Raw genomic sequence first — 24811 nt, forward strand, 5'->3', positions numbered from 1 at the left:
GCTGTCCTCATCGCTGGCAAGCCAGCTCCCACAGGGTTTTCTATTAGCCGAAGAACCAGTAGCAGACTGCAATGGCGCCAATTACGCCGGCCAGCTCCGCCAGCAACGCACACCCCACGGCATGCCGCGCCCGCTGAATCCCTACCGCTCCGAAATACACCGCCAGCACATAAAACGTGGTCTCGGTACTGCCCTGAATCGTCGCCGCCACCAGCGCCGGGAAGCTATCGACCCCCGACGTCTTCATGGTTTCAATCAGCATCGCCCTCGCGGCGCTACCGGAGAACGGTTTGACCATCGCTGTCGGCAACGCATCGACAAATCGCGTGTCCCAACCGGCCCACTCGACCAGATGGCGAATCCCGTCCAGGCCAAAGTCCAGCGCCCCGGAGGCACGCAGCACGCCGATGGCGCAGAGCATCGCCACCAGATACGGCAAAAGGTTCTTGGCGACGTCGAAGCCTTCCTTCGCGCCCTCGACGAAGGCTTCGTAAACCTTGACCTTGCGCAGCGCACCGATCAGCAGAAACAGCATGATCAGGCCGAATAGCGTCAGGTTGCCGAGGATCGACGAAAGCCCCGCCAGCGCTGTAGCCGACATCGTCGCCAGTAGCGCCATGAAGCCTCCCAGGATCAGTGCGCCGGGAATCAGATAAGCCAGCACCACCGGATCCCAGATCCGCAGGCGCTGCATGAACGCCACCGAGAGGAAGCCGACGATGGTCGAGCAACTGGTCGCCAGCAGAATCGGCAGGAACACCAGCGTCGGGTCCGGCGCGCCTTGCTGGGCGCGGTACATGAAGATCGTCACCGGCAGCAGCGTCAGCGAGGAGGCGTTGAGCACCAGGAAGAGGATTTGTGCATTGCTGGCGATGGTGCTGCTGGGATTAAGCTCCTGCAGCGCCTTCATGGCTTTCAGGCCGATTGGCGTGGCGGCGTTGTCGAGGCCCAGGCCATTGGCGGCAAAGTTCAGGGTGATCAGGCCAAGGGCCGGGTGACCCGCCGGGACTTCCGGCATCAAGCGCAGAAACAGCGGCCCCAGCACCTTGGCCAGCCATTCGACGATCCCGGCCTTCTCGGCGATGCGCAGAAAGCCCAGCCAGAGGGTGAGGGTGCCGAACAGCAGCACCATGACTTCGACCGACAGCTTGGCCATGGCAAAAATGCTCTCCACCATCGCCGCGAAGATTCCGGCGTTACCGCCGATCAGCCACTGCACCAGCGCAGATATTGCTGCCACGACAAAGAAGCCAAGCCACAGCCCATTAAGCATCAGTCAAATCCCCCGGAAGATGCGGCGAATGATAGCGGGGTCGCCAGAAACGACAAACCCCGGATTTCTCCGGGGTTCGTTTAGAACGGTTGGCAGCGATCACTGTGGGAGCGGGCTTGCCCGCGATGGCGGTGTGTCAGTCAACAAAGATGTTGAATGTGCTGACCTCATCGCTGGCAAGCCAGCTCCCACAGGGTCTGGGATTACTGCTTGGAAGTCTCGCCAGCCGGCAGTTTTTCCTTGCTGCGCCAGTGTGGCAGGGAGTTCCAGTAGCGCTGGCCCTTGGCGTCGTCGTACATGCCTTCCCAGCGTGCGATAACCAGCACGGCGAGGGCGTTGCCGATCACGTTCAGTGCGGTACGCGCCATGTCCATGATGCGGTCGACACCGGCGATGAACGCCAGGCCTTCCAGCGGAATACCGACGCTGCCCAAAGTGGCCAGCAGCACCACGAAGGACACGCCCGGTACGCCGGCGATACCTTTGGAGGTAACCATCAGGGTCAGCACCAGCAGCAGTTGCTGGCTGATCGACAGGTCGATGCCGTACAGCTGGGCAATGAAGATCGCCGCGATGGACTGATACAGGGTCGAACCGTCGAGGTTGAACGAGTAACCGGTTGGCACCACGAAGCTGCAGATGGCTTTCGGCGCACCGTAGGCTTCCATCTTCTCGATCACGCGCGGCAGCACGGTTTCGGACGAAGCGGTGGAGTAGGCCAGCACCAGCTCATCCTTGAAGATGCGCATCAGTTTGAGCACCGAGAAGCCGAACAGCTTGGCGATCAGGCCCAGGACCACGAAGGCGAAGAAGGCGATGGCGACGTAAACCAGGATCACCAGCTTGGCCAGCGGCAGCAGCGAGGCGAAGCCGAAGTTGGCGACAGTCACCGCGATCAGAGCGAATACGCCGATCGGGGCGTAGTTCATGATCATGTGGGTGACTTTGAACATGCTCTCCGAAACGCCCTGGAACATCTTCACCAGCGGCTCGCGCAGGTCCGACTGCAGGCTCGACAGACCAAGACCGAACAGCACGGAGAAGAAGATGATCGGCAGCATTTCGCCGCGGGCCATGGCCGCGAAGATGTTCGACGGGATCAGGTTGAGGATGGTCTCGATGAACGCGTGTTCATGCTGTACTTCGGCGGCAGTCGCCTGGTACTTGGAGATGTCCACCGTGCCCAGCGTGCTCATGTCGATGCCGGTACCCGGATGGAACAGGTTGGCCAGCAGCAGGCCGACAACGATGGCGATGGTGGTGACGATTTCGAAATAGATGATCGTCTTCAGGCCGATACGCCCGAGCTTCTTGGCGTCGCCCACGCCGGCGATGCCGACGATGAGGGAGGAGATGACGATCGGGATCACGATCATCTTGATCAGACGGATAAAGATATCGCCTGCCGGTTGCAGGACGTTGCTGATCCACCAGGCCTTCTCGGCACTGAAGTGATTGAGCAACGCACCAATTGCAATCCCTAGAACCAGACCGATTAGGATCTGCCAGGCGAGGCTGAGTTTTGCCTTCTTCATTATCTTTACCCTTACTTGCGTTTGACTCAGGCACATGCAGGAACTGGAACGCTCTTTAGCGGAAAAGTCTGTGCATCTGCCTCCGTATAAGGTGCCCCGAAGCGCGTATTTACGGCTCTTCGGCAGGCGAAAAAAGGCGCAACTATTCCGATGCAGGGTTGCGCCGTCTAATGCCGTAAACGCCTACCCTATGCCGAATCGGCATGAGCTTTTTTAAATGAAACTGACGTCCCAACCGGTTCGATTGCGACATTTCAGCCGGCATAAGTGCCGTGAACCGGCCATCACAGCGTAGATTGGTTATTTTCTGAACGAAAATTTTCGACGGAAATTTTAGGAAAAAGCCTACATAAAGGAGCGAGAAGTCCCACAGATAAAGTGGTCTCTTTGTCGATATACGGTCGCCACGAAACACCGCGTAATGTTTTCGCGCGCAGTGTGAGCGATAAAAAGAAGGGTTGAAACGCTCTGGATCAATGTTTTGATCGGTTTAAAGCTCAGCGCAAGTCCGTCGAACCGCTGTGGGCCGGCGAACCTGCGACGCAGCTTTTACCCTGACCCGGCCCTCATCGCAGGCACTCCCTGTACCCGTAGGTCACTCCGACCCTGAAACAGTCAGAACGTCCCGGCCCCCTGGTCATGCGCCTGCCTTCCTCAGGTGAGCGCAATGGAAGGCAGCAGGGCTGCTGCCTTCATGTTCGAATCAATACCACTTGGGATCTTTTTTCAGGGTTTCCATCAAAAGATCCTGCATGCCCTGATCAGGTTTGCCGAGGAAGCGGTAGGTGGCATGTCGAGTTGGCGACTTGTCGGCCGGCAGTCCTTCGGGCACATCGACGAGCATGGCGTAAGCGTCTTTCTTGTCGAAACTGAACGCGACGATCAAGCGGTGGTTCAGGCACTTGTCTGCAGATTCACACAGGGGGCCGACCAGATACTTGTCGCCATCTTCAGTCACGGCATTCATCTGTTGGTCCGGCGTGCCGGACAGGTTCATCACCCATTCCGGCAGGCGTTCTTCCTTTTTCACCACGCCTTCCCAGGTCTCCCGGTATTGCGGGTCGGAACTCAACAGCTCGTTGACTCGGGTCTGGCCATCATTGGCCGCCATCGCCATGGCACTACCGCCCAGAAGCAGGGCGGCTGCCAGTGTCTTTAAAGCGATCATCGTTAACCTCGGCCGCGACGGCCAAAGAAGAAGGAAGCGATGAACATCACCAGGAACACGACAAAGAGAATCTTGGCGATACCCGTGGCGGTGCCCGCGATACCACCGAAGCCCAGTACTGCAGCGATGATGGCAATGATCAAGAATGTAATTGCCCAGCTCAACATGGTGATTCTCCTTACTTCTCTATTTAGGGATGCTGCTTGTTCCGGCGCATCGCGCCCGAATTTGTTCAATCAGTCAGAAAACCCAGCGCTCTTCACGTGGCATCTGGTCCAGCGGTTGCGCTTGGTCGACGTCCATCATGCGCATCGAGGCGCTCTCGGCCTGGCTGCTGCTGACGGCGCTGAAATGCTTTTGCGTGCTGTGCTGGATCGAGATCAGCGGCTCAGGCTTATGGCTGTTTTCCCAGCTCAGGTATTGCTGGCACACGATCAGGGTGATCAACAGCGCAAGTACGCCAAACAGGCCTTGCTGGAGATGCAGTGGCGAGATACGCACTTGGGCGGCACGTTGGCGAGTCATCCTGGGTTCCTCACTCTTATTCGGTTGGGGCAGTGCTGATCTGCCCGGGCTGAATGAGGTATTGCAGGCTGCATGCCAATTTTTTAATTAAAAAATATTCAATAAAATCAATGGCTTATAAGCTGTTGAAAAACTGTCTGCGACGCATCCTGCACGATGGGTTATCCAGGGTCGTGCGGAATGCACGATTATTTCGTAGGAGAATTCATTCTTATGGAATTGAGAGCGGGGCGCGGATGTCAGAAAAGTACGCAGGGAATACCCTGCAAATCGGCTTTTGTTTAAAAAACCAACAAAATCAGTGAATTAGCCGTAAAGGCATGAGAGAGCTACCCTCCTATGGCTGGCATCGTTCAGAATCAACCATGCAACTTGCCCGATTTCTGCGGGACTAACCCAAGACCAATCTTTATGGAGCGTAGGAAAAATGGAATCTGCCACTGAGCATCAAGGCCGCATTCTGCTGGTGGATGATGAATCCGCCATCCTGCGAACTTTCCGTTATTGCCTCGAAGACGAAGGTTATACGGTGGCCACCGCCAACAGCGCAGCGCAGGCCGACGCACTGCTGCAGCGTCAGGTGTTCGATTTGTGCTTTCTGGATTTGCGTCTGGGCGAAGACAACGGCCTCGACGTATTGGCACAAATGCGCATTCAGGCGCCATGGATGCGGGTGGTGATCGTCACCGCCCACTCGGCGGTCGATACCGCTGTGGATGCCATCCAGGCTGGCGCCGCCGACTATCTGGTCAAGCCGTGCAGCCCCGATCAACTGCGTCTGGCGACGGCCAAGCAACTGGAAGTGCGTCAACTCTCGGCGCGTCTCGAAGCCCTTGAAGGTGAGATCCGCAAACCGAAAGACGGCCTCGACTCCCACAGCCCGGCGATGAAAGTCGTGCTGGAGACTGCGCGCCAGGTGGCGAGCACTGATGCCAACATTCTTATTCTCGGCGAGTCCGGTACCGGTAAAGGCGAGCTGGCCCGGGCGATTCACGGCTGGAGCAAGCGCGAGAAGAAATCCTGCGTGACCATCAACTGCCCGTCGTTGACTGCCGAACTGATGGAAAGCGAGCTGTTCGGCCACAGCCGTGGTGCGTTTACCGGCGCCAGCGAAAGTACGCTGGGCCGAGTCAACCAAGCCGATGGCGGCACGCTGTTTCTCGACGAGATCGGCGATTTTCCTTTGACTTTGCAACCCAAGTTACTGCGTTTTATTCAGGACAAGGAATACGAGCGGGTAGGCGATCCGGTCACCCGTCGCGCTGATGTGCGCATTCTGGCGGCAACCAACCTCAATCTCGAAGACATGGTCCGTGACGGTCGTTTCCGTGAAGACCTGCTCTATCGCCTGAACGTCATCACCCTGCACCTGCCGCCGCTGCGTGAGCGCGCCGAGGACATCCTGACCCTGGCCGACCGCTTCCTCGCCCGCTTCGTCAAGGAGTACGCGCGCCCGGCGCGGGGCTTCAGTGACGAGGCTCGCGAGGCACTGCTCGGCTACCGCTGGCCCGGTAACATTCGTGAGCTGCGCAACGTGGTCGAGCGGGCGAGCATCATCTGCCCGCAGGAACGTGTCGAAATCAGCCACCTGGGCATGGCCGAACAACCGGCCAACAACGCCCCCCGGGTCGGCGCAGCACTGAGCCTCGACGAGTTGGAAAAGGCCCACATCGGCGCCGTCCTCGCCACCGCTGGCACGCTGGATCAAGCCGCGAAAACCCTGGGCATCGACGCCTCGACCCTGTATCGCAAGCGCAAGCAGTACAACCTGTGAGCGCGCCACGATGAAACTGGCGATGAAGTTGCGGACCCGGTTGTTCCTGAGCATTTCCGCACTGATCACCGTGGCCTTGCTTGGGCTGTTGCTCGGGCTGGTCAGCGTGATGCAGATGGCCGGAACCCAGGAAGCGCTGGTGCGCAGCAACTTCGTCACCCTTGATCTGGGGCTCAAGCTGCGCCAGACCTTGGGCGATCAGCTGATCATCATGCTCGCGGAAAAGCCTGATGCCGTTGCATTCGAAGCCTCCAAGCAGCATTACTTTCAGCTCCTCGACGAAGGCATTGCCCAGGAGCAGAAGGGTGATGGCCGCTTGTATGGCTTCACTCAGGCCAAGGCGGATTACCTGAGTTTTCTGCAGGCGTTCGACCTGTCCCGTGATCCGGCCACGTCGTTGAGCAGCAATGCCGACTTCCGTGAGCGCTTCAACACCCTGCGCAACGGACTGATTACCGAACACAAGCACGCACTCGACAACATCAATCTGGTTCAACATGACGCCCGCGACCGGGCGCTGTTGGTGGCTGGTCTGCTTGGGTTGGTCGGGCTGGCGGTGTTGATCATCGGCTTCGTCACGGCCCACGGCATTGCCCGTCGCTTTGGCGCGCCGATCGAGGCGTTGGCGCATGCGGCGGATAACATCGGTCAAGGCAATTTCGAAGTGACTCTGCCGATTTCCTCGGCGATGGAAATGAATCAACTGACCAAGCGGTTCGGGCTGATGGCCGAAGCGTTGCGCGAACATCAGGCGACCAACATCGACGAACTGCTGGCCGGCCAGCAACGCTTGCAAGCGGTACTCGACAGCATCGACGACGGCTTGCTGATGATTGATCGCCAGGGGCATCTGGAACACCTCAACCCGGTGGCCCAGCGCCAATTGGGCTGGGACGACGACCGTCTCGGTCAAGGTCTGGGCGCGGCCCTTGAACGACCGGAGCTGGATGCGCAGCTGCAACTGGTGCTGCGCGGCGGAACCCTGGAGCGAGCGCCGGAGGACCTGAGCATCGAAGTCGACGGCGAATCGCGCCTGCTGACGTACAGCCTGACGCCGGTCAGCCACACGCAGGGCCACATACTCGGAGCGGTGATGGTGCTGCACGACGTGACTGAGCAGCGCGCTTTCGAGCGGGTCCGCAGCGAGTTCGTGCTACGTGCCTCCCATGAGCTGCGCACGCCAGTTACCGGCATGCACATGGCGTTCGGTCTGTTCCGTGAGCGGGCGAAGTTTGCGCCGGACTCACGCGAGGCGGACCTGCTCGACACGGTCAACGAAGAAATGCAGCGCCTGATGCAGTTGATCAACGACTTGCTCAACTTTTCGCGCTACCAGAACGGTTTGCAGAAGCTGACACTGGCGCCGTGCTCCATCGAGGACTTGCTGGAGCAGGCGCAGTCGCGCTTTGCCGAGACAGCAGCGGAGAGAGGCATCGCCCTGAAGGTGGAAGTGCAGGGGCCGCTGCCGCGCTTGCAGGCCGATCAGGCGCAACTGGATCGGGTACTCGACAACCTGATCGACAACGCCATGCGCCACACCGCCCGCGACGGCCAGATCCGTTTGCAGGCGCGTCGCCATGGCGAACGGGTGATCATCAGCGTCGAAGACAACGGCGAAGGCATTGCCTACGGCCAGCAAGGGCGGATCTTCGAACCGTTCGTGCAGGTCGGGCGCAAGAAGGGGGGTGCCGGGTTGGGACTGGCGTTGTGCAAGGAAATCGTCCAGTTGCATGGTGGGCGGATGGGCGTTTATTCGCGGCCGGGGCAGGGCACGCAGTTTTATATGGCGCTTGCCGTTTAGGCCTCGTCATCCATGCGGCGCCCTGCGAGGCGGCGCCCGCGAGTGATCAGCTCAATGAACTGCACTGCGCTCAGGGCATGGGCGAACAGCCAGCCCTGACCGAATTTCACCCCTTCACTGCTGAGCAATATAGCTTGCGACTCAAGCTCGATACCCTCGGCGATCACCTTCAGATCCAGTGCTTGGGCCATATGGATGATGTGCGGGGCGACGCCGCTGCTGGCGGCGTCATGGCCGAGCGCGTCGATGAACGCCTTGTCGATTTTCAGGCAATCTACCGGCAGCGTTTGCAGGTAGGCGAGGCTGCAATAGCCGGTGCCGAAGTCATCGATCAGCACCTGATGGCCGACATCGCGCAACGCTTGCAGGTTTTCCCGCGCCACCACCACATCAATCAAGCCGCGTTCGGTGACCTCGAAGGCAATCTGCTTGGCCGCGACTCTGTGCAGGCTCAGCAGCCGCGCCATGACTTGACCGATGCGCGGCACCATCACGTCGCAGGCCGCGAGGTTGACCGAGATATACAGCTGCGGATTGGCGCGCAACACCGGCCCCAACTGCTCGAGTAAACGCTGGAGGACGAAGTCGGTCATCTGGCGGATCTGCCCGGTATTTTCCGCCAGCGGAATGAACAGGTCAGGGCTGGTCAATGTGCCGTCCGGACGGCGCCAGCGCAGCAAGGCCTCGGCACCGACGCAGTTGCGGCTGTCGAGGTCGAAGATCGGTTGATAGAGCACCTGCAACTCACCGCGGCGGATGGCACCGTGCAGTTCGGCGTCCAGTGACTGGCGCTGGCGCACCAGCAGGAACACAAAGAAACCGACGAAGGCGCCGAGCCCCAGACAGACCGGAACCATCCACCACCAGATGGCGGGGATGTGCATGCCGGTGCGTGGTGTGATCAGCACCAGCTGATATTCCGGGTTGTCGGTGGGCATGCGATAGATCAGCCGGGTCTGGGTGACTTGCAAGGCGTCGCGGCTTTTCGGTGGCCAGTGTTCGCTCGGTGGCCAGACCTGATCTGCACCGAGAACCGGAATCGCCCGGGTGCCGTGATCCAGCACCACCAGCAGACTGCTGCCGGGCGACAGATCGACCATGTCGGTCAGATGCCCGCGCGAGGTGGCGACGCGGAAATTGCCGCGACCGAGCATCAGCGCGGCGCGGTTTTCATCGGGTTCGGTGGTGGTGTTCAGCCAGTAACTGTAGGTCGGGCCTTTGATGTCGGGTGCGCGGACAACCGACATGCCTTCCTGACGCGGACGGTTGGAGCAGATCCGCGAGGCGTCCATGTAGGCGGCTTCATAGACGAAGCGATAGTTGAAGGTGACTTGTCGCAGTGTGGCGATCATTTCGTCATCGCAACTGCGCAGGGGCTGGGCTTCCAAATCGTCGAGGCTTTCGCGCAACTGGCCGAACAGTTGCTCGAGGCGGGCGAGGAATCGCTCGCCCTGGGCATTCATGACCTGGCTTTCGCTTTGCTCGACCTGACGCATGGCCACGAACATCCCGCCGGCGATCAGCAGGCTGGCACTGAGGACAGCCGCGATCATCGCCAAAAACCACGGGCGATAAAACCAGCTACGCAGCGTCGCTCGGGTAGCAACCATCATGGAATATCCGAAGAATTACCAATGAGTTATAGCTGCTGATTGCAATCTCGCCCTGACCGTCGGGCGGGCGTCATTATTTTGTCTGATTGAGTACCAGCAGTAACGCGGCCGTTTGCGCATCTGGCGTTCCGTCGAAGCGCGAAGGGCGGAAGTGCATCTGGAACGCCGCGAGGACATGGCGGGTGGCGACATCCAGCTCGCCGGTCTGCGGTGTGTCGTAACCGAGGTGGGCCAGTTGCGCCTGGAACCAGCCGATGCTCGGCAGCTCGCCGCCGTTGAACAGGGCTTGCTGGCGGGCAACGGCTTGCTCGTTCGGCCAGATACCCAAGCCTTCGGCGGCGAGACGCTTCCAGGGGAATAACGGCCCCGGATCGAGTTTGCGCAACGGTGCAATATCGCTGTGACCGATGATGTGGCGGGGGCTGATGCCGTTGCGCTGGCTGATGTCCTTGAGCAGGGCGATCAGCGCCTGAATCTGCGCTTCGCTGTAGGGATACCACAGGCGCCCGGTCGGCGTGTCCTTGAAGCCCGGGTTGACGATTTCAATACCGATCGAGCTGGAGTTGAGCCAGGTACGGCCCTGCCACTGGCTTTCGCCGGCGTGCCAGGCGCGCTGGTTTTCGTCCATCAGCTTGTAGACGGTGGCGCGATTGTCGTCGCCGATCAGGTAATGGCTGCTGACCTCACCGTGGGTCAGCAACTGCAGCGAGCGCTCAAGCGACGCCGAGGTGTAATGCACGATCACGAACTGGATGCGGCTGTCGTGATTGGCGGAAGGATGGCTAGTGTCATAACGCGGGCCGCTGGCACAACCGGCCAGAACGAGCAGGGACGCGAGGAGGGACGCGAGGAGGGCAAAAAATTTCATGGCAGAAGGCAGTACACGCAAGACAATAATGCAACAGTGTAACGTAATGCCTTGCGTGCAGACGGTCAGCGGGCGGATTTAAACAAAATCGAACAATTTCCTTAGCCCAGCTCGACCCGATTGCGTCCTGCGTTTTTAGCCCTGTACAGCGCCTGATCGGCTCTTTTAAGCACTAGATCGCTGTGTTCTCCCGCTCTGAATGAAGCCAGGCCCATGGAAATCGTAATGGTCACGCGCTCGCCCTTGAAGTGAAACGGGCAGGCCTCGATCGCCGCGCGCAGGGTTTCCAGCAATTTCGCCCCGACTGCGGGCGGCGTCGCCGGCAGCAGCAGAACGAATTCTTCGCCGCCAAAACGGGCGATGAAATCGGAGCCGCGCAGGCGCTTGCGCAGCACGGTGGCGATGATCTTCAGGACCTTGTCACCCGCCAGGTGCCCGTAGTTGTCATTGATCCGTTTGAAATGATCGAGGTCGAGCATCGCCAGGCTCAACGTATTGCCATGTTGCTGCCATTGCTTGATCTCATGCTCGAGACGTTCGCTCCACGCCGCGCGGTTGGGCAGACCGGTGAGCGGGTCGATCAGGGCTTTCTGGCGTTGTTCTTCAAGGTGCTCGCGGAAGCCTTGCGCCTCCTGTTCCATATGCGCGACGCGCTCGGACAGGCCTTTAAGTCGCGCCGCCACTTCTTGCTCGCGGGCATCGCGTTGTTTCTGGTGCTGGTCCATGGTGCCGAGCAGGCCTTCGAGATGGTTCTCCAGCACTTGCTTGAGGTCCTCCAGATCCGCCGCTTCCTGGACGCTGGTCTGCAAACCGTCGACCTGCTCGCGGATCTGTGTGTCCATCGCCCGCGCCGCCGAGCTGTTGTCGGCATGTCCTTCGCTGGCGGCCTGCAGATTGCTTTGAAACGCTTCGAGGCGTTCGTTGAGTTGTTGCAGATACGCTTCGAACTCATGCTGGCCGCTGTCGGTGATCGCCAGCATCAACGTCGCCAGATCGTCGAGGATCGGTATCAGTTCGTACCAGTTCAAACCATGTTTTAGCCGTTCACGCATGGCTTCTGCTTGCGGACGGTGACGTTCGGGCAGCGTCAGGTCGTCGAGCAGGCCGAGCAGTGTTTCTTCGATGTGTTTGGCTACAGAGCTGTAGGACGGCTCCGGAGAATCCGGCAGGGCAAAGAGGACGTCGTGCTCGGATTGCTCCGGGTCGATGGCCGCCAGTGCCTGAGCGATGGGCTCGGGCAGGGGCAGGCTGTCGAGGAACAGCGGGGCAGGATCGCCGGGGTGGATCAATTCGTCGGGGTTGAAAGCGACCGGTACGGCTGGAGCCGGAGCTAGAGTGGGAGCTGCAACGGTTTCAGGTTCGGGCGCGGTGGCTTCCACTGCACTCGGGGAGGCCGCTTCAGTGGCGACGACCGGCGCAACGAAGGCAACTACGTCCGGTTCCGGCTGGGCTTGAGGCGCTGGCGCTTCCACTGCTGTGATGGGTGCAGTTTCTTTGATAACCGTAGCGGCCACTGCCGGTTCAGCGATGGCGACAGGGGCTGCTTGCACGGGTTCGGATTCAGGCACGGGAGCGACAGGTATCTGTTCGACTGGCGCCACGTGCTCCGGCGCCGGCGCCGGCGCAGGTGCCTCGTCGCTGTCACGGCTACCAAACAGGCGCTGCAACAATCCCGGGCGTCCGGGTTCCGGCGGCGTTTCCAGTTGACTCAACGCCTTGCCCTGCAAGCCGCTCAGCTCACTCAACAGCAGCGGCATTTCCCGGGCCTGACCGACACGGCTGTCCAGTTGCTTGGCGAATTTCTTCAGTGGCTGAGCGACTTCTCGCGGTAGCGGCAGCGCTTGCAACTGGGTCACCAGCGAGGTCAGCGCAGTGCTGACCTGATCAATGCGGGTCTCGCGGCGTTGCTCGGAATCGAGCACGGCTTTTTCCAGACGTGGTAGCAGGGCGGCGAGGCCGGCATCCATGTCGTCGGTGCGCACCACGTCGCGCATCTCTTTCATGCATTGATCAACGACTTTATCGGTGCCCTCAGCGGCCAGCGTGCTTCGTACCAGACCGCGACGCAACAAGTCGAGCCTGGCGGCCCAACGCCGTTCAAGCTTGTCCTGCTGTTCGATGCTTTTGAGGTATTTCTCTTTCCAGCGCTGGGCGTCGTCGCTCATTCAGGGGTTCCGCGAGGGGCAGGACTCAACGCGGGCAATGCATCGGCCGTGAGCGAACCCGGCAGACGAATCTCTACCGCGACCGGCAGGTGATCGGAAATCGGTTGGGCCAGCACTTCGACCTTTTCCAGGGTCAGGGTCGGGCTGAGCAAAATATGATCAAGGCAACGCTGAGGACGCCAGCTGGGGAATGTCGCTTCCACCTGCGGGGCCAGCAGGCCGAGATCGCGTAACGGAGAATGTTGTAGCAGATCGCTTGCATGGGTGTTCATGTCGCCCATCAACACCTGGTGTTTATAGCCGCCGATCAGATCACGGATATAGGCCAGTTGCAGCGTGCGCACACGTGCGCCGAGGGCCAGGTGCATCATCACCACCACCAGCGCTTCCGGGCCTTCGCCGAAACGCAAGAGTATGGCGCCACGACCTTTCGGGCCGGGTAACGGGTGATCTTCGATCGCCCACGGGCGCAGACGGCTGAGCACGCCATTGCTGTGCTGAGCCAGTCGGCCGAGATTGCGATTGAGTTGTTGATACCAGTAGGGGAAGGCGCCGAGGTGGGCCAGGTGTTCGACCTGATTGACGTAGCCCGAGCGCAGGCTGCCGCCATCGGCTTCCTGCAAGGCGACCAGATCGAAGTCGCCAAGCAGGTCGCCGATCTTCTGCAGATTGCCTGAGCGCCCGGTGTGCGGCAGCAGATGCTGCCAGCTGCGAGTCAGGTAATGCCGATAGCGCTCGGTGCTGATGCCGACCTGGATATTGAAACTGAGCAGGCGCAGACGCTGATCCGCTGGCAGGCCTGTGGACGCCAGGTGATGTTCGTTGACCTGCGGATCATGCAGGCCAACGATGCGTTCGGTCTTCCAGCGGCGCATGGCGATTGCCGCGCTTAGTTGGCGGCTGCCTTGTTGGCCGCTCGCTCTTTGGCCACCAGTTGGTCAGCCAGTTGCAAGGCTTGTTCGGCACCACCGGCGGAGCCGATGTCGAAGCGATACTTGCCGTTGACGATCATGGTTGGAACGCCAGTGATCTGATATTTCTTGGCCAGTTCACGAGCCTTGACGATCTGGCCCTTGATGGCGAACGAGTCGAAGGTGGCGAGGAACTTGTCCTTGTCCACGCCTTGGGTGGCGAGGAAGTCAGCCATGTCGTTCTTGTCGGTCAGCTTCTTGTGTTCTTTCTGGATGGCATTGAACACGGCGTTGTGCACCTTGTGCTCGACACCCATGGCTTCCAGGGTCAGGAACATTTGACCGTGAGCGTCCCATGGGCCGCCGAACATGGCAGGAATGCGCACGAAGTTGACGTCGGAAGGCAGTTTTTCGACCCATGGATTGATCACCGGCTCGAAGGCGTAGCAGTGCGGGCAGCCGTACCAGAACAGCTCGACCACTTCGATCTTGCCAGGCTCGGCAACCGGTACCGGGTTGGCCAGTTCTACATAAGGAGCGGCAGGGGCTTCGGCGGCCTGGGCGGTCACGCCAAACAGGCTGGCAGCGACGAGAGCGGCGCTGATGATCAGATTACGCATGCTTTACTCCTGGACAATTTTGATCGCCTCGCGCGACCTGTTTTCAGACAGATCCTGGCGGGCATGAGTTCTGTAGTGTAACGGCAGCGGCCACAAAAAAGGGCGGCCAAAGCCACCCTTTTTATACTTGCTGCGCCGGATTAATCGAGCGTTAACGTTGCAGGAGATGTCCCTCGCCGGCAACGCTCTATCCGTGGGTCTTAGTGCAGGCCTTGAATGTAGCTGGAGACGGCGGCGATGTCTTCGTCGCTCAGGCGTTTGGCGATGGTCTGCATGGTCATGGTGTCGCCGTCGTTGGTGCGACCGCCTTCTTCCTTGCGGAAGTCGGTCAGTTGTTTGGCGATGTATTGCGCGTGTTGGCCACCCAGATGCGGGAAACCGGCAGCGGCGTTGCCAGCACCGTTCGGCGAGTGGCAACCAGTGCAGGCGGGCAGGCCTTTGGCGAGGTTGCCGCCACGGAACAGGGCTTCACCGCGCGCGACGATCTTCGGATCGGCGGCGCCGACGCTGCCTTTCTGGCTGGCGAAGTAGGCGGCGATGTCGGCCAGATCCTGATCGCTCAGGTTGGTCAGCAGGCCCGTCATTTCCAGTACGGTGCGCTTGCCCGACTTGATGTCGTGCAGTTGCTTGGTCAGGTAGCGTTCACCTTGACCGGCCAGTTTTGGAAAGTTTGGCGCCATGCTGTTACCGTCCGGGCCATGGCAGGCTCCGCAGACGGCGGCTTTTGCCTGGCCTGCTGCGGCATCACCGGCAGCATGGGCGAGGCCTGAGATTCCCACGGTCAACAGCAGACTCACGATCAATTTGTTCATCAGCTAATCCAACTACGGCTAAGGGTTAAGAGTTATGGACCGGGTTTACTCTCGCTCATCCAAAGGATGATGGCCTGGTAATCCTCGGCACTGCAGTCCATGCACAAACCACGCGGCGGCATCGCCTTGAAACCCTGGGTCACGTGTTGCACCAGCGTCCCCATACCTTTCGCCAACCTCGGCGTCCAAGCTGCCTGATCGCCTCTTTCGGGCGCCATGGGTAGTTGGCCGGAATGACAGGCACCACAAACACGGTTGTACACGGCTTCCGGATCCTGTGTAGCCTGTGCGCTGTAAAGCGGCATCAAGACTCCGGCAGCCAGCAGCCATTTCGTCATAAAACGACCTTTTCAGGGTTGAGAGCGTTCTGCGTTCTAATGCGCAATCAAGGTCTGTCGCTCTCGTGAACTTCATCCTACGCTGGGACAAAGCACACACAAAATCTGCGGCATTATATACTGGCGTCACTGAAACGGAAGCGACACCGCGTTCCGCGCCCAATCCCGGCGCCGCCCACATCGGAAATCCCATGCAACTCAAGAATCCCATCCTCGGCCTGTGCCAACAGTCCACGTTCATGCTCAGTGCCGCCAAAGTCGATCAGTGCCCTGACGACGAGGGCTTTGAAGTGGCGTTCGCCGGTCGTTCCAACGCCGGTAAATCCAGCGCCCTGAACACTCTGACTCACGCCAGCCTGGCGCGGACCTCGAAAACTCCGGGTCGCACGCAGCTGTTGAACTTCTTCAAGCTAGACGATGATCGGCGTCTGGTCGACCTGCCGGGCTACGGTTATGCAAAAGTACCGATCCCGCTGAAGATGCACTGGCAGCGTCACCTTGAGGCTTACCTCGGTGGCCGCGAGAGTTTGAAGGGTTTGATTCTGATGATGGACATCCGTCATCCAATGACCGACTTCGACCTGCTGATGCTCGACTGGGCCGTTGCCGCCGGCATGCCGATGCACATTCTGCTGACCAAGGCCGACAAGCTGACCTACGGCGCAGCCAAGAACACCCTGCTCAAGGTGCAGTCGGAAATTCGCAAGGGTTGGGGCGATCTGGTCACCATCCAGCTGTTCTCCGCACCAAAACGCATGGGCCTGGAAGAGGCCTACACTGTTCTGGCAGGCTGGATGGAACTGGCAGACAAGGGCGCCGAGGCGACTGCCGAGTAAGACAATTTCAAAACTGTCTGTGGTGCTGGCAGGCAAGGCGAAAGCATCGCTAAAAAGCGGAGTTTAGGGGACCTAAATGAGCATTTTTAGCGGTGCTTTTAACGCAGCATGACGGCATCACAGCCAGTTTTGGGGCAAAAAAAGCCCCGGACTTCATTGGGGAGGGAGAAGTTCCGGGGTTTAAGTTCCGAACCGCTAGGGCGGGGTTCAGATATCTGCCAACACTTAACACAACATAGGAGCATCGAAGGGCTTCACCAGCCATTCAGTAACTCTGAGTAGTGTCCTTCCAGATTAGTTCAGAATTTTTTCAAAAAGCTTTGGAATAATCCCAAGTGCTTTTCGAAATAAGCAGGTTTTACCGGCGCTGCCGCGACGCGATGTCGCGGCAAACCGTGTCAAAAGGCTCAGTGAGCCTCATCCCAATTGTTGCCCACACCCACTTCGACCAGCAGCGGCACATCCAGTTTCGCCGCTTCGCTCATGTGCACGCGAATCTCGCTGCTGACCTGCTCGACCAGATCCTCGCGAACTTCGAGCACCAGTTCATCGTGCACCTGCAGGATGACTCTGGCGTCCAGGCCGGACGTCGCCAGCCAGTTATCCACCGCGACCATGGCTTTCTTGATGATGTCGGCTGCGGTGCCCTGCATCGGCGCGTTGATCGCGGTGCGCTCGGCGGCAGCGCGTTCCTGCGGCTTGTTCGAGTTGATCTCCGGCAGATACAGGCGACGGCCGAAGAAGGTCTCGACATAGCCTTGATCCGCCGCCTGGGCGCGGGTGCGATCCATGTACTCGCGAACGCCTGGATAACGCGCGAAGTAGGTGTCGATGTAAGCCTTGGCGGTCTTGGTGTCGACGCCGATGTCCTTGCCGAGCTTCTGCGCGCCCATGCCGTAGATCAGGCCGAAGTTGATCGCCTTGGCGCCACGGCGCTGGTCGGAAGTCACTTCGTTGAGTTCGACCTTGAACACTTCGGCAGCGGTGGCGGTGTGCACGTCCAGATTGTTGCGGAAGGCGTTCATCAGGCCTTCGTCCTTGGACAGGTGAGCCATGATCCGCAGCTCGATCTGCGAATAGTCCGCCGCCAGCAGTTTGTAACCTTTGGGCGCGACGAAGGCCTGACGGATACGCCGGCCTTCAGCGGTACGCACCGGAATATTCTGCAAGTTCGGATCACTGGAGGACAAACGCCCGGTCGACGCCACCGCCTGGTGATACGAGGTGTGGATGCGCCCGGTACGCGGATTGATCTGCTCCGGCAGGCGATCGGTGTAGGTGCTTTTCAGCTTGCTCATCGAGCGGTGCTCCATCAGCACCTTCGGCAAGCGGTGATCGTCTTCAGCGAGCTTCGCCAGCACTTCTTCAGCGGTGGACGGCTGGCCCTTGGCGGTCTTCTTCAGCACTGGCAGGCCGAGTTTTTCGTAGAGAATCACGCCCAACTGCTTCGGTGAGCCGAGGTTGAATTCTTCCCCGGCGATCTCGAAGGCTTCGCGCTCCAGCGCGACCATTTTGTTGCCCAACTCGATGCTCTGGATGCCGAGCAGCTCCGCATCGACGAATGCGCCTTGGCGCTCGATACGTGCAAGAACGGGCACAAGTGGAATTTCGATGTCGGTCAGCACGCTGGCCAGACTCGGGATGGCGCTGAGCTTTTCGAACAAGGTCTGGTGCAGACGCAGAGTGATGTCGGCGTCTTCGGCGGCATACGGCCCGGCCTGTTCCAGGGCGATCTGGTCGAAGGTCAGCTGCTTGGCGCCTTTGCCGGCGATGTCCTGGAAGCTCACGGTGGTGTGATCCAGGTACTTCTGCGCGAGGCTGTCCATGTCGTGGCGGGTGGCGGTGGAGTTGAGCACGTAGGACTCAAGCATCGTGTCGAAGGCGATGCCACGCACGGTGATGCCTTCGTTCTGATCGCCGCCGATGGCGCAGTTGGCCAAAATGTTCATGTCGAACTTGGCGTGCTGGCCGACCTTGAGCTTGCTTGGATCTTCCAGGATCGGCTTGAGCGCGCGCAGCACGGTGTCGCGATCCAGTTGTTCCGGCACGCCGATGTAGGAGTGGGTCAGCGGAATGTACGCGGCTTCGTTGGCCTGCACGGCGAACGACAGACCGACCAGTTGCGCTTGCTGCGCGTCGATGCCGGTGGTTTCAGTGTCGAAGGCGAACAGCTTGGCGTTGTTGAGCTTTTCCAGCCAGACGTCGAAACGTGCCTGATCGAGGATGGTTTCGTACGCAGCTTCAGCGGGAGCGGCAGGCGCTTCTTCTGCTGGCGCGCTGAATAGATCACCCGCCGGCGCAGGCTCGGCGGCAGCGCTCAGTTCCAGTCGCTTGGCGTCGCGATCCAGATCGTTGATCCAGCTTTTGAATTCCAGCAGGGTGTACAGCTCGTAGAGCTTGGCCGGGTCTTCCGCGCCCATTTGCAGATCGTCGAGTTCGACGTCCAGCGGCACGTCGACCTTGATGGTCGCCAGTTGGTAGGAGAGAAATGCCATCTCCTTGTGCTCTTCGAGCTTGGCCGGCAGGGTTTTCGCGCCGCGAATCGGCAGGGTCGGGACGATGTCGAGATTGGCGTACAGCTCGGTGAGGCCGCCGTTGACGCCGACCAGCAGGCCGGAAGCGGTCTTCGGGCCAATGCCCGGGACGCCCGGAATGTTGTCGGACGAATCGCCCATCAGCGCCAGATAATCGATGATCTGCTCCGGTGCGACGCCGAATTTCTCCTTCACGCCTTCCACATCCATCGAGCTACCGGACATGGTGTTGACCAAGGTAATGTGGCCATCGACCAGTTGCGCCATGTCCTTGTCGCCGGTGGAGATGATCACCGGTCGATCCGCCGCCGCGCTGCTGCGGGCGAGGGTGCCGATCACGTCGTCAGCCTCGACACCTTCCACGCACAACAAAGGGAATCCGAGGGCGATCACGCTCTGGTGCAGCGGCTCGATCTGCACGCGCATGTCGTCGGGCATGCTTGGGCGGTTGGCCTTGTACTCGGCGTACATCTCATCGCGAAAGGTCCCGCCCTTGGCGTCGAAGACCACGGCGAACGGGCTGTCCGGGTACTGCTTGCGCAGACTCTTGAGCATGTTCAGCACGCCTTTGACCGCACCGGTCGGCAGGCCTTTGGACGTGGTCAGCGGTGGCAGGGCGTGGAAAGCGCGGTACAGGTAAGACGAACCGTCCACCAGGACGAGGGGGGCTTGGCTCATGAGCAGAATCAACCTTTTCGGCGGGCCCGGCGCTAGAATAGCGGGACCGTTGACGACAAAGGGACAAGGTTATCATGCGTACGTTAAATCGCTTGCTGCTGGTCAGTCTGATTGCTGCCTCACCATTGGCCGCGATGGCGGCGGATGATGCGCCGGCCTCGGAGCCGGAAGTAACCATCAACACGCACACGGAAGGCGACAAGGTCATTCAGGAATACAGCCGCAGTGGCTTCGTGTATGCGATCAAGGTCACGCCGAAGGGCGGCAAACCGTATTTCCTGGTCCGCGCCGATGGTACGGATGCGAACTACATCCGATCTGATCAGCCGGATATGCTGATTCCGTCGTGGGAAATTTTTACCTGGAAGTAAGTTTCCCGACTTTTAATCGGCGCCGCGCGAAAGCGGCGCCAGAACTGAGCAGTTTTTAACCATGTCTGTGTTCACTCCCCTGGCTCGGCCCGAGCTGGAAACCTTTCTCGCCCCTTACGGGCTTGGCCGTCTGCTTGATTTCCAGGGGATCGCCGCCGGCAGTGAAAACACCAACTTCTTCATCAGTCTGGAGCAGGGCGAATTCGTCCTGACCCTGGTCGAGCGCGGCCCTGTTCAGGAAATGCCGTTCTTCATCGACCTGCTCGACGTCCTTCATGAAGCCGATCTGCCGGTGCCTTACGCGCTGCGCACCACCGACGGCGTGGCGTTGCGTGAACTGAAGGGCAAACCGGCCCTGCTGCAACCGCGTCTGTCTGGCAAGCACATCAAGGTCGCCAACGCTCAGCATTGCGCGCAAGTCGGCGAGTTGCAGGCGCATCTGCACCTGGCGACGCAGGGCGAGCGCATGATCAAGCGCAAGACCGATCGTGGCCTGGACTGGATGCTGGAGGAGGGCACCGAGTTTCTTTCGCACCTGAGCGATGAGCCGCGTGCCCTGCTGCAAAAGGCCCTGGATGAAATCACTGAATGCAAAGACAAGATTCTTGCGCTGCCCCGGGCGAATATTCATGCCGACCTGTTTCGCGACAACGCGATGTTCGAAGGTACGCACCTGACCGGGCTGATCGACTTCTACAACGCCTGCTCGGGGCCGATGCTCTACGACGTGGCAATTGCCTTGAACGACTGGTGTTCGGACGATGACGGCCTGATCGATGGGCCGCGGGCGCGGGCGTTCCTCGGTGCCTATGTGACATTGCGTCCGTTCACGGCGGCAGAAGCCGAGCTATGGCCGACCATGCTGCGCGTGGCGTGTGTGCGGTTCTGGCTGTCGCGGTTGATCGCGGCAGAGCAGTTTGCCGGGCAGGATGTGCTGATTCACGATCCGAAAGAATTTGAAGAGCGCTTGGCGCAGCGGCAGGCGGTCAATACACCTTTACCCTTCGCCCTCTGAACTGTGGCGAGCGAGCTTGCTCGCGCTGGGCTGCGGCCCCAAAATTCTGGCACTCAGCCAGATTTTTGTGAGTGCTGCGCACTCAAGCGGGAGCAAGCTCCCTCGCCAAAGGTTTTGGGTTGTTACAACGATTCCAGGCAGCCGGCCAGATCATTGCCCAACTTTTCCAATACCTGTTCATAACCCTGGGCTGTCGCCGGGGTGTATCCGCCCAGTGCATCCAGCTCCGCCAGTTTCACCGGCAGGCCGGCCACTAATGTCTCTGCCAGACGCGGACGCAGCGGCGGCTCGCTGAACACACAGGTCTTGCCCACTTCCTGCAACCGCTTGCGCATCGCCGCGACATGCTGCGCGCCCGGCTGCACTTCGGCGGCCACACTGAAAACGCCGGTGTGCTTCAGGCCATAAGCCTCTTCAAAGTAATCGAACGCTTCGTGAAAGACGAAGTACGGCTTGCCTTCAACGCTGGCCAGACGCTGCTTCAAACGCAGATCCAGTGCATCCAGGCGCTCGTCGAAGGCCTTGGCGTTGCTCTGATAACGCTCGGCATTCGCCGGGTCGGCAGCGCTCAAATCAGCTGCCATCTTGTCGGCAATTACCCGCGCGTTGACCGGCGATAGCCACAAATGTGCATCCAGCGTGCCCGGGCGGTGATCGTGGTCATGCTCGTCAGCCTCTTCGGCATGGGAATGGCTATCTTCAGCAAAACGACGCAACTTCATCCCCGGCAGATCCTGCACCGCCACGCTCGGCAGCGTCCGGCCGTTGAGCACGCGCGGCAGGAAACCTTCCATGTCCGGGCCGATCCAGTAGAGCAGATCCACCGACTGCACCTTCCGTACGTCGGATGGGCGCAGGGCGTAATTGTGCGGCGAGGCGCCAGGCGGCAGCAGCACTTCTGGAATCGCCACCCCGTCCTGTACGGCCGCTGCGATCAACTGCAGCGGTTTGATGCTGGTGAGGACTTTGACTTCGGCCTGAGCCGAACCGATCAGCAGAAAACTGGCGACAAACGCCACAAAAACAGAAAAAAGTCGGGACACGATGACCACTCAAGGAGGCGAGAACGGGTAACATAATAACGTCTCTATCAAAACTCGTCGCCGCCCATGCCTATTACACCGATTGCCAGCCGTCCCCACGACCACTCTCATTGCGTGCACAGCGCATTGTCCGAGGCCGATACCTTGTGCGCCCAGAAAGGCTTGCGCCTGACCGCGTTGCGCCGTCGGGTGCTGGAGCTGGTGTGGCAGAGCCACAAGCCGCTGGGCGCCTACGACATCCTCGCCGTGCTCAGCGAGCAGGACGGTCGCCGCGCTGCGCCGCCTACCGTGTACCGTGCGCTGGATTTCCTCCTGGAAAACGGCTTGGTGCATCGCATCTCCTCGCTCAACGCCTTCGTCGGCTGCGTGCACCCGGAACACGCGCATCAGGGCCAATTCCTGATCTGCCGCGACTGCCACGCCGCTATCGAACTTGAGCAGAAAGTGATCAGCGACGCGATCATCAACAGCGCCAAGGACGTTGGTTTCATCGTCGAGGCGCAGACCGTCGAAGTCGTCGGCCTCTGCTCCGGTTGCCAGGGGGCTTGATGAGCAACGCGCTGATCCGTCTGGAACAGGTCGCCGTGACGTTTGCCGGGCAGGCTGTGCTGGACAACATCGAACTGAGCGTCGAGCCGGGGCAGATCGTCACCCTGATCGGCCCTAATGGCGCCGGCAAGACCACGCTGGTACGCGCCGTACTCGGGCTGTTGAAGCCGGACAGCGGCAGTGTCTGGCGCAAGCCGAAACTGCGCGTCGGCTACATGCCGCAAAAACTTCACGTCGATCCGACCTTGCCGCTTTCGGTCCTGCGTTTTCTGCGACTGGTGCCGGGGGTTGATCGCCCGCGTGCGTTGGCGGCGTTGAAGGAAGTCGGCGCCGAACACGTGATCGACAGCCCGGTGCAAAGCGTTTCCGGTGGTGAAATGCAGCGTGTGCTGCTGGCCCGGGCGCTGCTGCGCGAACCGGAATTGCTGGTACTCGACGAGCCGGTGCAGGGCGTCGATGTCGCGGGCCAGGCCGAGCTCTACAGCCTGATCACCCGTCTGCGCGATCGCCACGGCTGCGGCGTACTGATGGTGTCGCACGATCTGCATCTGGTGATGAGCACCACCGACCAGGTCGTTTGCCTCAACCGTCACGTCTGCTGCTCCGGGCATCCCGAGCAGGTCAGCGGCGACCCGGCGTTCGTCGAGCTGTTCGGCAAGAACGCACAGAGCCTGGCGATTTATCACCACCATCACGACCATGCTCACGACCTGCATGGCTCGGTAGTCAAAGGGCCGGTTATTGGCCAACCTCACGTTCACGGAGACAACTGCAAGCATGGCTGATTTTCTGTTGTATGCCCTGCTTGCAGGTCTGGCGCTGGCGATTGTTGCAGGACCGCTCGGCTCGTTTGTGGTCTGGCGGCGCATGGCCTATTTCGGCGATACCTTGTCCCACGCGGCTTTGCTCGGCGTGGCGCTGGGCTTTTTGCTGGATGTCAGCCCGACGGTAGCGGTGACGGTCGGCTGCCTGCTGCTGGCGGTGCTGCTGGTGACGCTGCAACAGCGTCAACCGCTGGCGTCTGACACGTTGTTGGGAATTCTCGCGCCGAGCACGCTCTCTCTCGGGCTGGTGGTACTAAGCTTCATGCATGAAGTGCGGATTGACCTCATGGGCTATCTGTTCGGCGACCTGCTGGCGATCAGTCCGACCGATCTGGCGTGGATCCTTGGCGGCAGCGCGGCGGTGCTGGTTTTGCTGGTGGCGCTGTGGCGGCCATTGCTGGCGATCACCGTGCATGAAGAGCTGGCCAAGGTCGAGGGCTTGCCGGTGGCGGGTCTGCGTATGGCGCTGATGTTGTTGATTGCGGTGGTGATCGCGGTGGCGATGAAAATCGTCGGTGTGTTGCTGATTACTTCGCTGTTGATCATCCCGGCGGCTGCGGCACAGCGTCACGCCCGTTCGCCGGAGCAGATGGCCCTGGGCGCGAGCCTGCTGGGCATACTCGCCGTGTGTGGCGGGCTGGCGCTGTCATGGTTCAAGGACACCCCGGCCGGCCCGTCAATCGTTGTGACGGCGGCCGCACTGTTTCTGCTGAGTTTTGTTCTGCCCCGTCGAGGGGTGTAGACTTGCTCGCTTTTTGCGCAATTAGAGAGTCGCAGGAATGAAGCCGTTCGCCTCCCGTTATCTGCTCCTTGTCGCATTTTCCGTGCTGCTGGGCGCCTGCCAAAGCACGCCGCCGGTGGCCGAAGTCCCCGATGCGCGGGCTACGGCCATCGCACAGCTGGAGCAAAGCCTGGCCAGCAGCGAATTGGCCACGGCTGAGGACCAATTGGCCGCTTTGCAGGCCGAAACCCCTAACGATCAATCCCTTGAGCAATACCAACGGCAATTGGCCGAAGCGTATCTGCGTCGCAGCCAGATCGTCCTGCAGAAAGGTGATGTGAATGCAGCGGCCACGGCGCTGAGCCGTGCTCGTGCGTTGATGCCGAAAGCCCCGGCGCTGACCGGTGGCGTGAATGGCGCCATCACCGAAGCGCGCAAGGCTGAGCTGGAAAAGGCTGAAGCGGCGTTGCTGGCGGCTGAAGCCAAGCCCAAAGCCAAGGTGATCGACCCGACTGCCGAGAGCACCACGGTTGCACTGAACATCACCGATAGCCGCAAACTTCGCCGCCAACTGGATGCGATCGCCGCCGATGTGGTGAATTATGAGTGTGCAGTGACCATTCAGGCGCCGCGTACCAATGACTATCCATGGTTGTCGACGTTGCTGAGCAAGCGCGTGAAGAAGTTGAATCCGGATTTCGATCTGCAGATCCATAAGCAGATCGTGCGCACAGTCCCGGCGCAGATGGTTCTGATTCCGCTTAAACCGTAAAAGCATCGCGGGCAAGCCCGCTCCCACAGGTACAGTGTGATCCTGTGGGACCGGGCTTGCCCGCG

At 60.2% G+C, this 24811-nt stretch carries 23 protein-coding genes; 9 read left to right on the plus strand and 14 right to left on the minus strand.

Annotated elements, in window-relative coordinates:
- Window positions 1-43: 43 nt before the first annotated feature.
- The 5 genes from KI231_RS00235 to KI231_RS00255 form a co-directional block, all read right to left on the minus strand.
- A complete protein-coding gene (locus KI231_RS00235; RefSeq protein ID WP_213027116.1) occupies window positions 44-1273 on the minus strand; it encodes a spore maturation protein in 1230 nt (409 codons plus the stop codon).
- Window positions 1274-1476: 203 nt separating this feature from the next.
- The gene (gene gltP, locus KI231_RS00240; protein WP_103302911.1) at window positions 1477-2808 is read right to left on the minus strand and encodes a glutamate/aspartate:proton symporter GltP; all 1332 of its coding nucleotides are present in this window, start codon (window positions 2806-2808) and stop codon (window positions 1477-1479) included.
- 703 nt (window positions 2809-3511) lie between these two features.
- Complete coding sequence (locus tag KI231_RS00245; RefSeq protein WP_103302912.1) at window positions 3512-3976, minus strand: inhibitor of vertebrate lysozyme family protein; 465 nt, start codon at window positions 3974-3976, stop codon at window positions 3512-3514.
- Between the two features lie 2 nt (window positions 3977-3978).
- Window positions 3979-4143: a DUF1328 domain-containing protein gene (locus tag KI231_RS00250; protein ID WP_003177151.1), complete on the minus strand. Its 165-nt coding sequence runs from the start codon at window positions 4141-4143 to the stop codon at window positions 3979-3981.
- 73 nt (window positions 4144-4216) lie between these two features.
- A complete protein-coding gene (locus KI231_RS00255; protein WP_213027117.1) occupies window positions 4217-4501 on the minus strand; it encodes a hypothetical protein in 285 nt (94 codons plus the stop codon).
- A gap of 427 nt (window positions 4502-4928) precedes the next feature.
- Here KI231_RS00255 and algB point away from each other — a divergent pair, with 427 nt between their 5' ends.
- Together algB and KI231_RS00265 are read left to right on the plus strand one after the other, a co-directional pair.
- Complete coding sequence (gene algB / locus KI231_RS00260; RefSeq protein WP_025112294.1) at window positions 4929-6275, plus strand: sigma-54-dependent response regulator transcription factor AlgB; 1347 nt, start codon at window positions 4929-4931, stop codon at window positions 6273-6275.
- 10 nt (window positions 6276-6285) lie between these two features.
- On the plus strand, window positions 6286-8076 hold the full coding sequence (locus tag KI231_RS00265; RefSeq protein ID WP_213027118.1) for a KinB sensor domain-containing domain: 1791 nt from the start codon (window positions 6286-6288) through the stop codon (window positions 8074-8076).
- Here KI231_RS00265 and KI231_RS00270 read toward each other — a convergent pair.
- The 7 genes from KI231_RS00270 to KI231_RS00300 form a co-directional block, all read right to left on the minus strand.
- Window positions 8073-9686, minus strand: coding sequence for an EAL domain-containing protein (locus tag KI231_RS00270; protein WP_502937327.1), 1614 nt, complete (start codon window positions 9684-9686; stop codon window positions 8073-8075). The genes KI231_RS00265 and KI231_RS00270 overlap by 4 nt on opposite strands.
- A gap of 76 nt (window positions 9687-9762) precedes the next feature.
- Window positions 9763-10557 (minus strand): N-acetylmuramoyl-L-alanine amidase, encoded by a 795-nt coding sequence (locus KI231_RS00275; RefSeq protein WP_213027120.1) that lies wholly within the window; start codon window positions 10555-10557, stop codon window positions 9763-9765.
- A gap of 101 nt (window positions 10558-10658) precedes the next feature.
- Window positions 10659-12722 carry a GGDEF domain-containing protein gene (locus KI231_RS00280; RefSeq protein ID WP_213027121.1) on the minus strand — a complete coding sequence of 688 codons (2064 nt, stop codon included), beginning with the start codon at window positions 12720-12722 and terminating at the stop codon, window positions 10659-10661.
- Window positions 12719-13597 (minus strand): endonuclease/exonuclease/phosphatase family protein, encoded by an 879-nt coding sequence (locus tag KI231_RS00285; protein ID WP_103302918.1) that lies wholly within the window; start codon window positions 13595-13597, stop codon window positions 12719-12721. Before KI231_RS00285 ends, KI231_RS00280 begins: the two co-directional genes overlap by 4 nt.
- A gap of 14 nt (window positions 13598-13611) precedes the next feature.
- Complete coding sequence (locus KI231_RS00290; RefSeq protein WP_213027122.1) at window positions 13612-14253, minus strand: thiol:disulfide interchange protein DsbA/DsbL; 642 nt, start codon at window positions 14251-14253, stop codon at window positions 13612-13614.
- A gap of 200 nt (window positions 14254-14453) precedes the next feature.
- Window positions 14454-15065, minus strand: coding sequence for a c-type cytochrome (locus tag KI231_RS00295; protein WP_103302921.1), 612 nt, complete (start codon window positions 15063-15065; stop codon window positions 14454-14456).
- 32 nt (window positions 15066-15097) lie between these two features.
- Complete coding sequence (locus tag KI231_RS00300) at window positions 15098-15403, minus strand: c-type cytochrome (protein ID WP_103302922.1); 306 nt, start codon at window positions 15401-15403, stop codon at window positions 15098-15100.
- Window positions 15404-15594: 191 nt separating this feature from the next.
- Here KI231_RS00300 and yihA point away from each other — a divergent pair, with 191 nt between their 5' ends.
- Complete coding sequence (yihA, locus tag KI231_RS00305) at window positions 15595-16239, plus strand: ribosome biogenesis GTP-binding protein YihA/YsxC (protein WP_103302923.1); 645 nt, start codon at window positions 15595-15597, stop codon at window positions 16237-16239.
- A gap of 407 nt (window positions 16240-16646) precedes the next feature.
- On the opposite strand, the gene polA is transcribed toward yihA, so the two are convergent.
- Window positions 16647-19451 carry a DNA polymerase I gene (gene polA, locus KI231_RS00310; RefSeq protein ID WP_213027123.1) on the minus strand — a complete coding sequence of 935 codons (2805 nt, stop codon included), beginning with the start codon at window positions 19449-19451 and terminating at the stop codon, window positions 16647-16649.
- Window positions 19452-19525: 74 nt separating this feature from the next.
- Between polA and KI231_RS00315 the strand changes: the two genes are divergently transcribed.
- Together KI231_RS00315 and KI231_RS00320 are read left to right on the plus strand one after the other, a co-directional pair.
- Window positions 19526-19822, plus strand: coding sequence for a DUF2782 domain-containing protein (locus KI231_RS00315; RefSeq protein ID WP_213027124.1), 297 nt, complete (start codon window positions 19526-19528; stop codon window positions 19820-19822).
- A 61-nt stretch (window positions 19823-19883) separates the two neighbouring features.
- Window positions 19884-20837, plus strand: a complete 954-nt coding sequence (locus KI231_RS00320) for a homoserine kinase (RefSeq protein ID WP_213027125.1) — start codon at window positions 19884-19886, stop codon at window positions 20835-20837.
- 122 nt (window positions 20838-20959) lie between these two features.
- Here the strand turns inward: KI231_RS00320 and KI231_RS00325 are convergent, their stop codons facing one another.
- Complete coding sequence (locus KI231_RS00325; protein WP_213027126.1) at window positions 20960-21880, minus strand: zinc ABC transporter substrate-binding protein; 921 nt, start codon at window positions 21878-21880, stop codon at window positions 20960-20962.
- A gap of 66 nt (window positions 21881-21946) precedes the next feature.
- On the opposite strand from KI231_RS00325, the gene KI231_RS00330 reads away from it, so the two are divergent.
- The 4 genes from KI231_RS00330 to KI231_RS00345 are packed head-to-tail and all read left to right on the plus strand — an operon-like array spanning window position 21947 to window position 24746.
- Window positions 21947-22429 carry a Fur family transcriptional regulator gene (locus tag KI231_RS00330; protein ID WP_007911760.1) on the plus strand — a complete coding sequence of 161 codons (483 nt, stop codon included), beginning with the start codon at window positions 21947-21949 and terminating at the stop codon, window positions 22427-22429.
- Complete coding sequence (gene znuC, locus KI231_RS00335) at window positions 22429-23214, plus strand: zinc ABC transporter ATP-binding protein ZnuC (protein ID WP_103302927.1); 786 nt, start codon at window positions 22429-22431, stop codon at window positions 23212-23214. Before KI231_RS00330 ends, znuC begins: the two co-directional genes overlap by 1 nt.
- Window positions 23207-23995 (plus strand): zinc ABC transporter permease subunit ZnuB, encoded by a 789-nt coding sequence (znuB, locus tag KI231_RS00340; RefSeq protein ID WP_213027127.1) that lies wholly within the window; start codon window positions 23207-23209, stop codon window positions 23993-23995. The genes znuC and znuB overlap by 8 nt, the downstream gene beginning before the upstream one ends.
- Before the next feature lie 37 nt (window positions 23996-24032).
- Window positions 24033-24746 (plus strand): PA5502 family lipoprotein, encoded by a 714-nt coding sequence (locus KI231_RS00345; protein WP_213027128.1) that lies wholly within the window; start codon window positions 24033-24035, stop codon window positions 24744-24746.
- Window positions 24747-24811 lie beyond the last annotated feature (65 nt).

Source organism: Pseudomonas sp. Seg1, assembly GCF_018326005.1.
In the GTDB taxonomy this organism is placed as follows: Bacteria; Pseudomonadota; Gammaproteobacteria; order Pseudomonadales; family Pseudomonadaceae; genus Aquipseudomonas.

Excerpts from the sequence above, each read along its gene's own strand:
- KI231_RS00235 (WP_213027116.1), bottom strand. The coding sequence starts at position 1,273 with ATGCTTAATGGGCTGTGGCTTGGCTTCTTTGTCGTGGCAGCAATATCT.
- gltP (WP_103302911.1), bottom strand. The coding sequence starts at position 2,808 with ATGAAGAAGGCAAAACTCAGCCTCGCCTGGCAGATCCTAATCGGTCTG.
- KI231_RS00245 (WP_103302912.1), bottom strand. The coding sequence starts at position 3,976 with ATGATCGCTTTAAAGACACTGGCAGCCGCCCTGCTTCTGGGCGGTAGT.
- KI231_RS00250 (WP_003177151.1), bottom strand. The coding sequence starts at position 4,143 with ATGTTGAGCTGGGCAATTACATTCTTGATCATTGCCATCATCGCTGCA.
- KI231_RS00255 (WP_213027117.1), bottom strand. The coding sequence starts at position 4,501 with ATGACTCGCCAACGTGCCGCCCAAGTGCGTATCTCGCCACTGCATCTC.
- algB (WP_025112294.1), top strand. The coding sequence starts at position 4,929 with ATGGAATCTGCCACTGAGCATCAAGGCCGCATTCTGCTGGTGGATGAT.
- KI231_RS00265 (WP_213027118.1), top strand. The coding sequence starts at position 6,286 with ATGAAACTGGCGATGAAGTTGCGGACCCGGTTGTTCCTGAGCATTTCC.
- KI231_RS00270 (WP_502937327.1), bottom strand. The coding sequence starts at position 9,686 with ATGGTTGCTACCCGAGCGACGCTGCGTAGCTGGTTTTATCGCCCGTGG.
- KI231_RS00275 (WP_213027120.1), bottom strand. The coding sequence starts at position 10,557 with ATGAAATTTTTTGCCCTCCTCGCGTCCCTCCTCGCGTCCCTGCTCGTT.
- KI231_RS00280 (WP_213027121.1), bottom strand. The coding sequence starts at position 12,722 with ATGAGCGACGACGCCCAGCGCTGGAAAGAGAAATACCTCAAAAGCATC.
- KI231_RS00285 (WP_103302918.1), bottom strand. The coding sequence starts at position 13,597 with ATGCGCCGCTGGAAGACCGAACGCATCGTTGGCCTGCATGATCCGCAG.
- KI231_RS00290 (WP_213027122.1), bottom strand. The coding sequence starts at position 14,253 with ATGCGTAATCTGATCATCAGCGCCGCTCTCGTCGCTGCCAGCCTGTTT.
- KI231_RS00295 (WP_103302921.1), bottom strand. The coding sequence starts at position 15,065 with ATGAACAAATTGATCGTGAGTCTGCTGTTGACCGTGGGAATCTCAGGC.
- KI231_RS00300 (WP_103302922.1), bottom strand. The coding sequence starts at position 15,403 with ATGACGAAATGGCTGCTGGCTGCCGGAGTCTTGATGCCGCTTTACAGC.
- yihA (WP_103302923.1), top strand. The coding sequence starts at position 15,595 with ATGCAACTCAAGAATCCCATCCTCGGCCTGTGCCAACAGTCCACGTTC.
- polA (WP_213027123.1), bottom strand. The coding sequence starts at position 19,451 with ATGAGCCAAGCCCCCCTCGTCCTGGTGGACGGTTCGTCTTACCTGTAC.
- KI231_RS00315 (WP_213027124.1), top strand. The coding sequence starts at position 19,526 with ATGCGTACGTTAAATCGCTTGCTGCTGGTCAGTCTGATTGCTGCCTCA.
- KI231_RS00320 (WP_213027125.1), top strand. The coding sequence starts at position 19,884 with ATGTCTGTGTTCACTCCCCTGGCTCGGCCCGAGCTGGAAACCTTTCTC.
- KI231_RS00330 (WP_007911760.1), top strand. The coding sequence starts at position 21,947 with ATGCCTATTACACCGATTGCCAGCCGTCCCCACGACCACTCTCATTGC.
- znuC (WP_103302927.1), top strand. The coding sequence starts at position 22,429 with ATGAGCAACGCGCTGATCCGTCTGGAACAGGTCGCCGTGACGTTTGCC.
- znuB (WP_213027127.1), top strand. The coding sequence starts at position 23,207 with ATGGCTGATTTTCTGTTGTATGCCCTGCTTGCAGGTCTGGCGCTGGCG.
- KI231_RS00345 (WP_213027128.1), top strand. The coding sequence starts at position 24,033 with ATGAAGCCGTTCGCCTCCCGTTATCTGCTCCTTGTCGCATTTTCCGTG.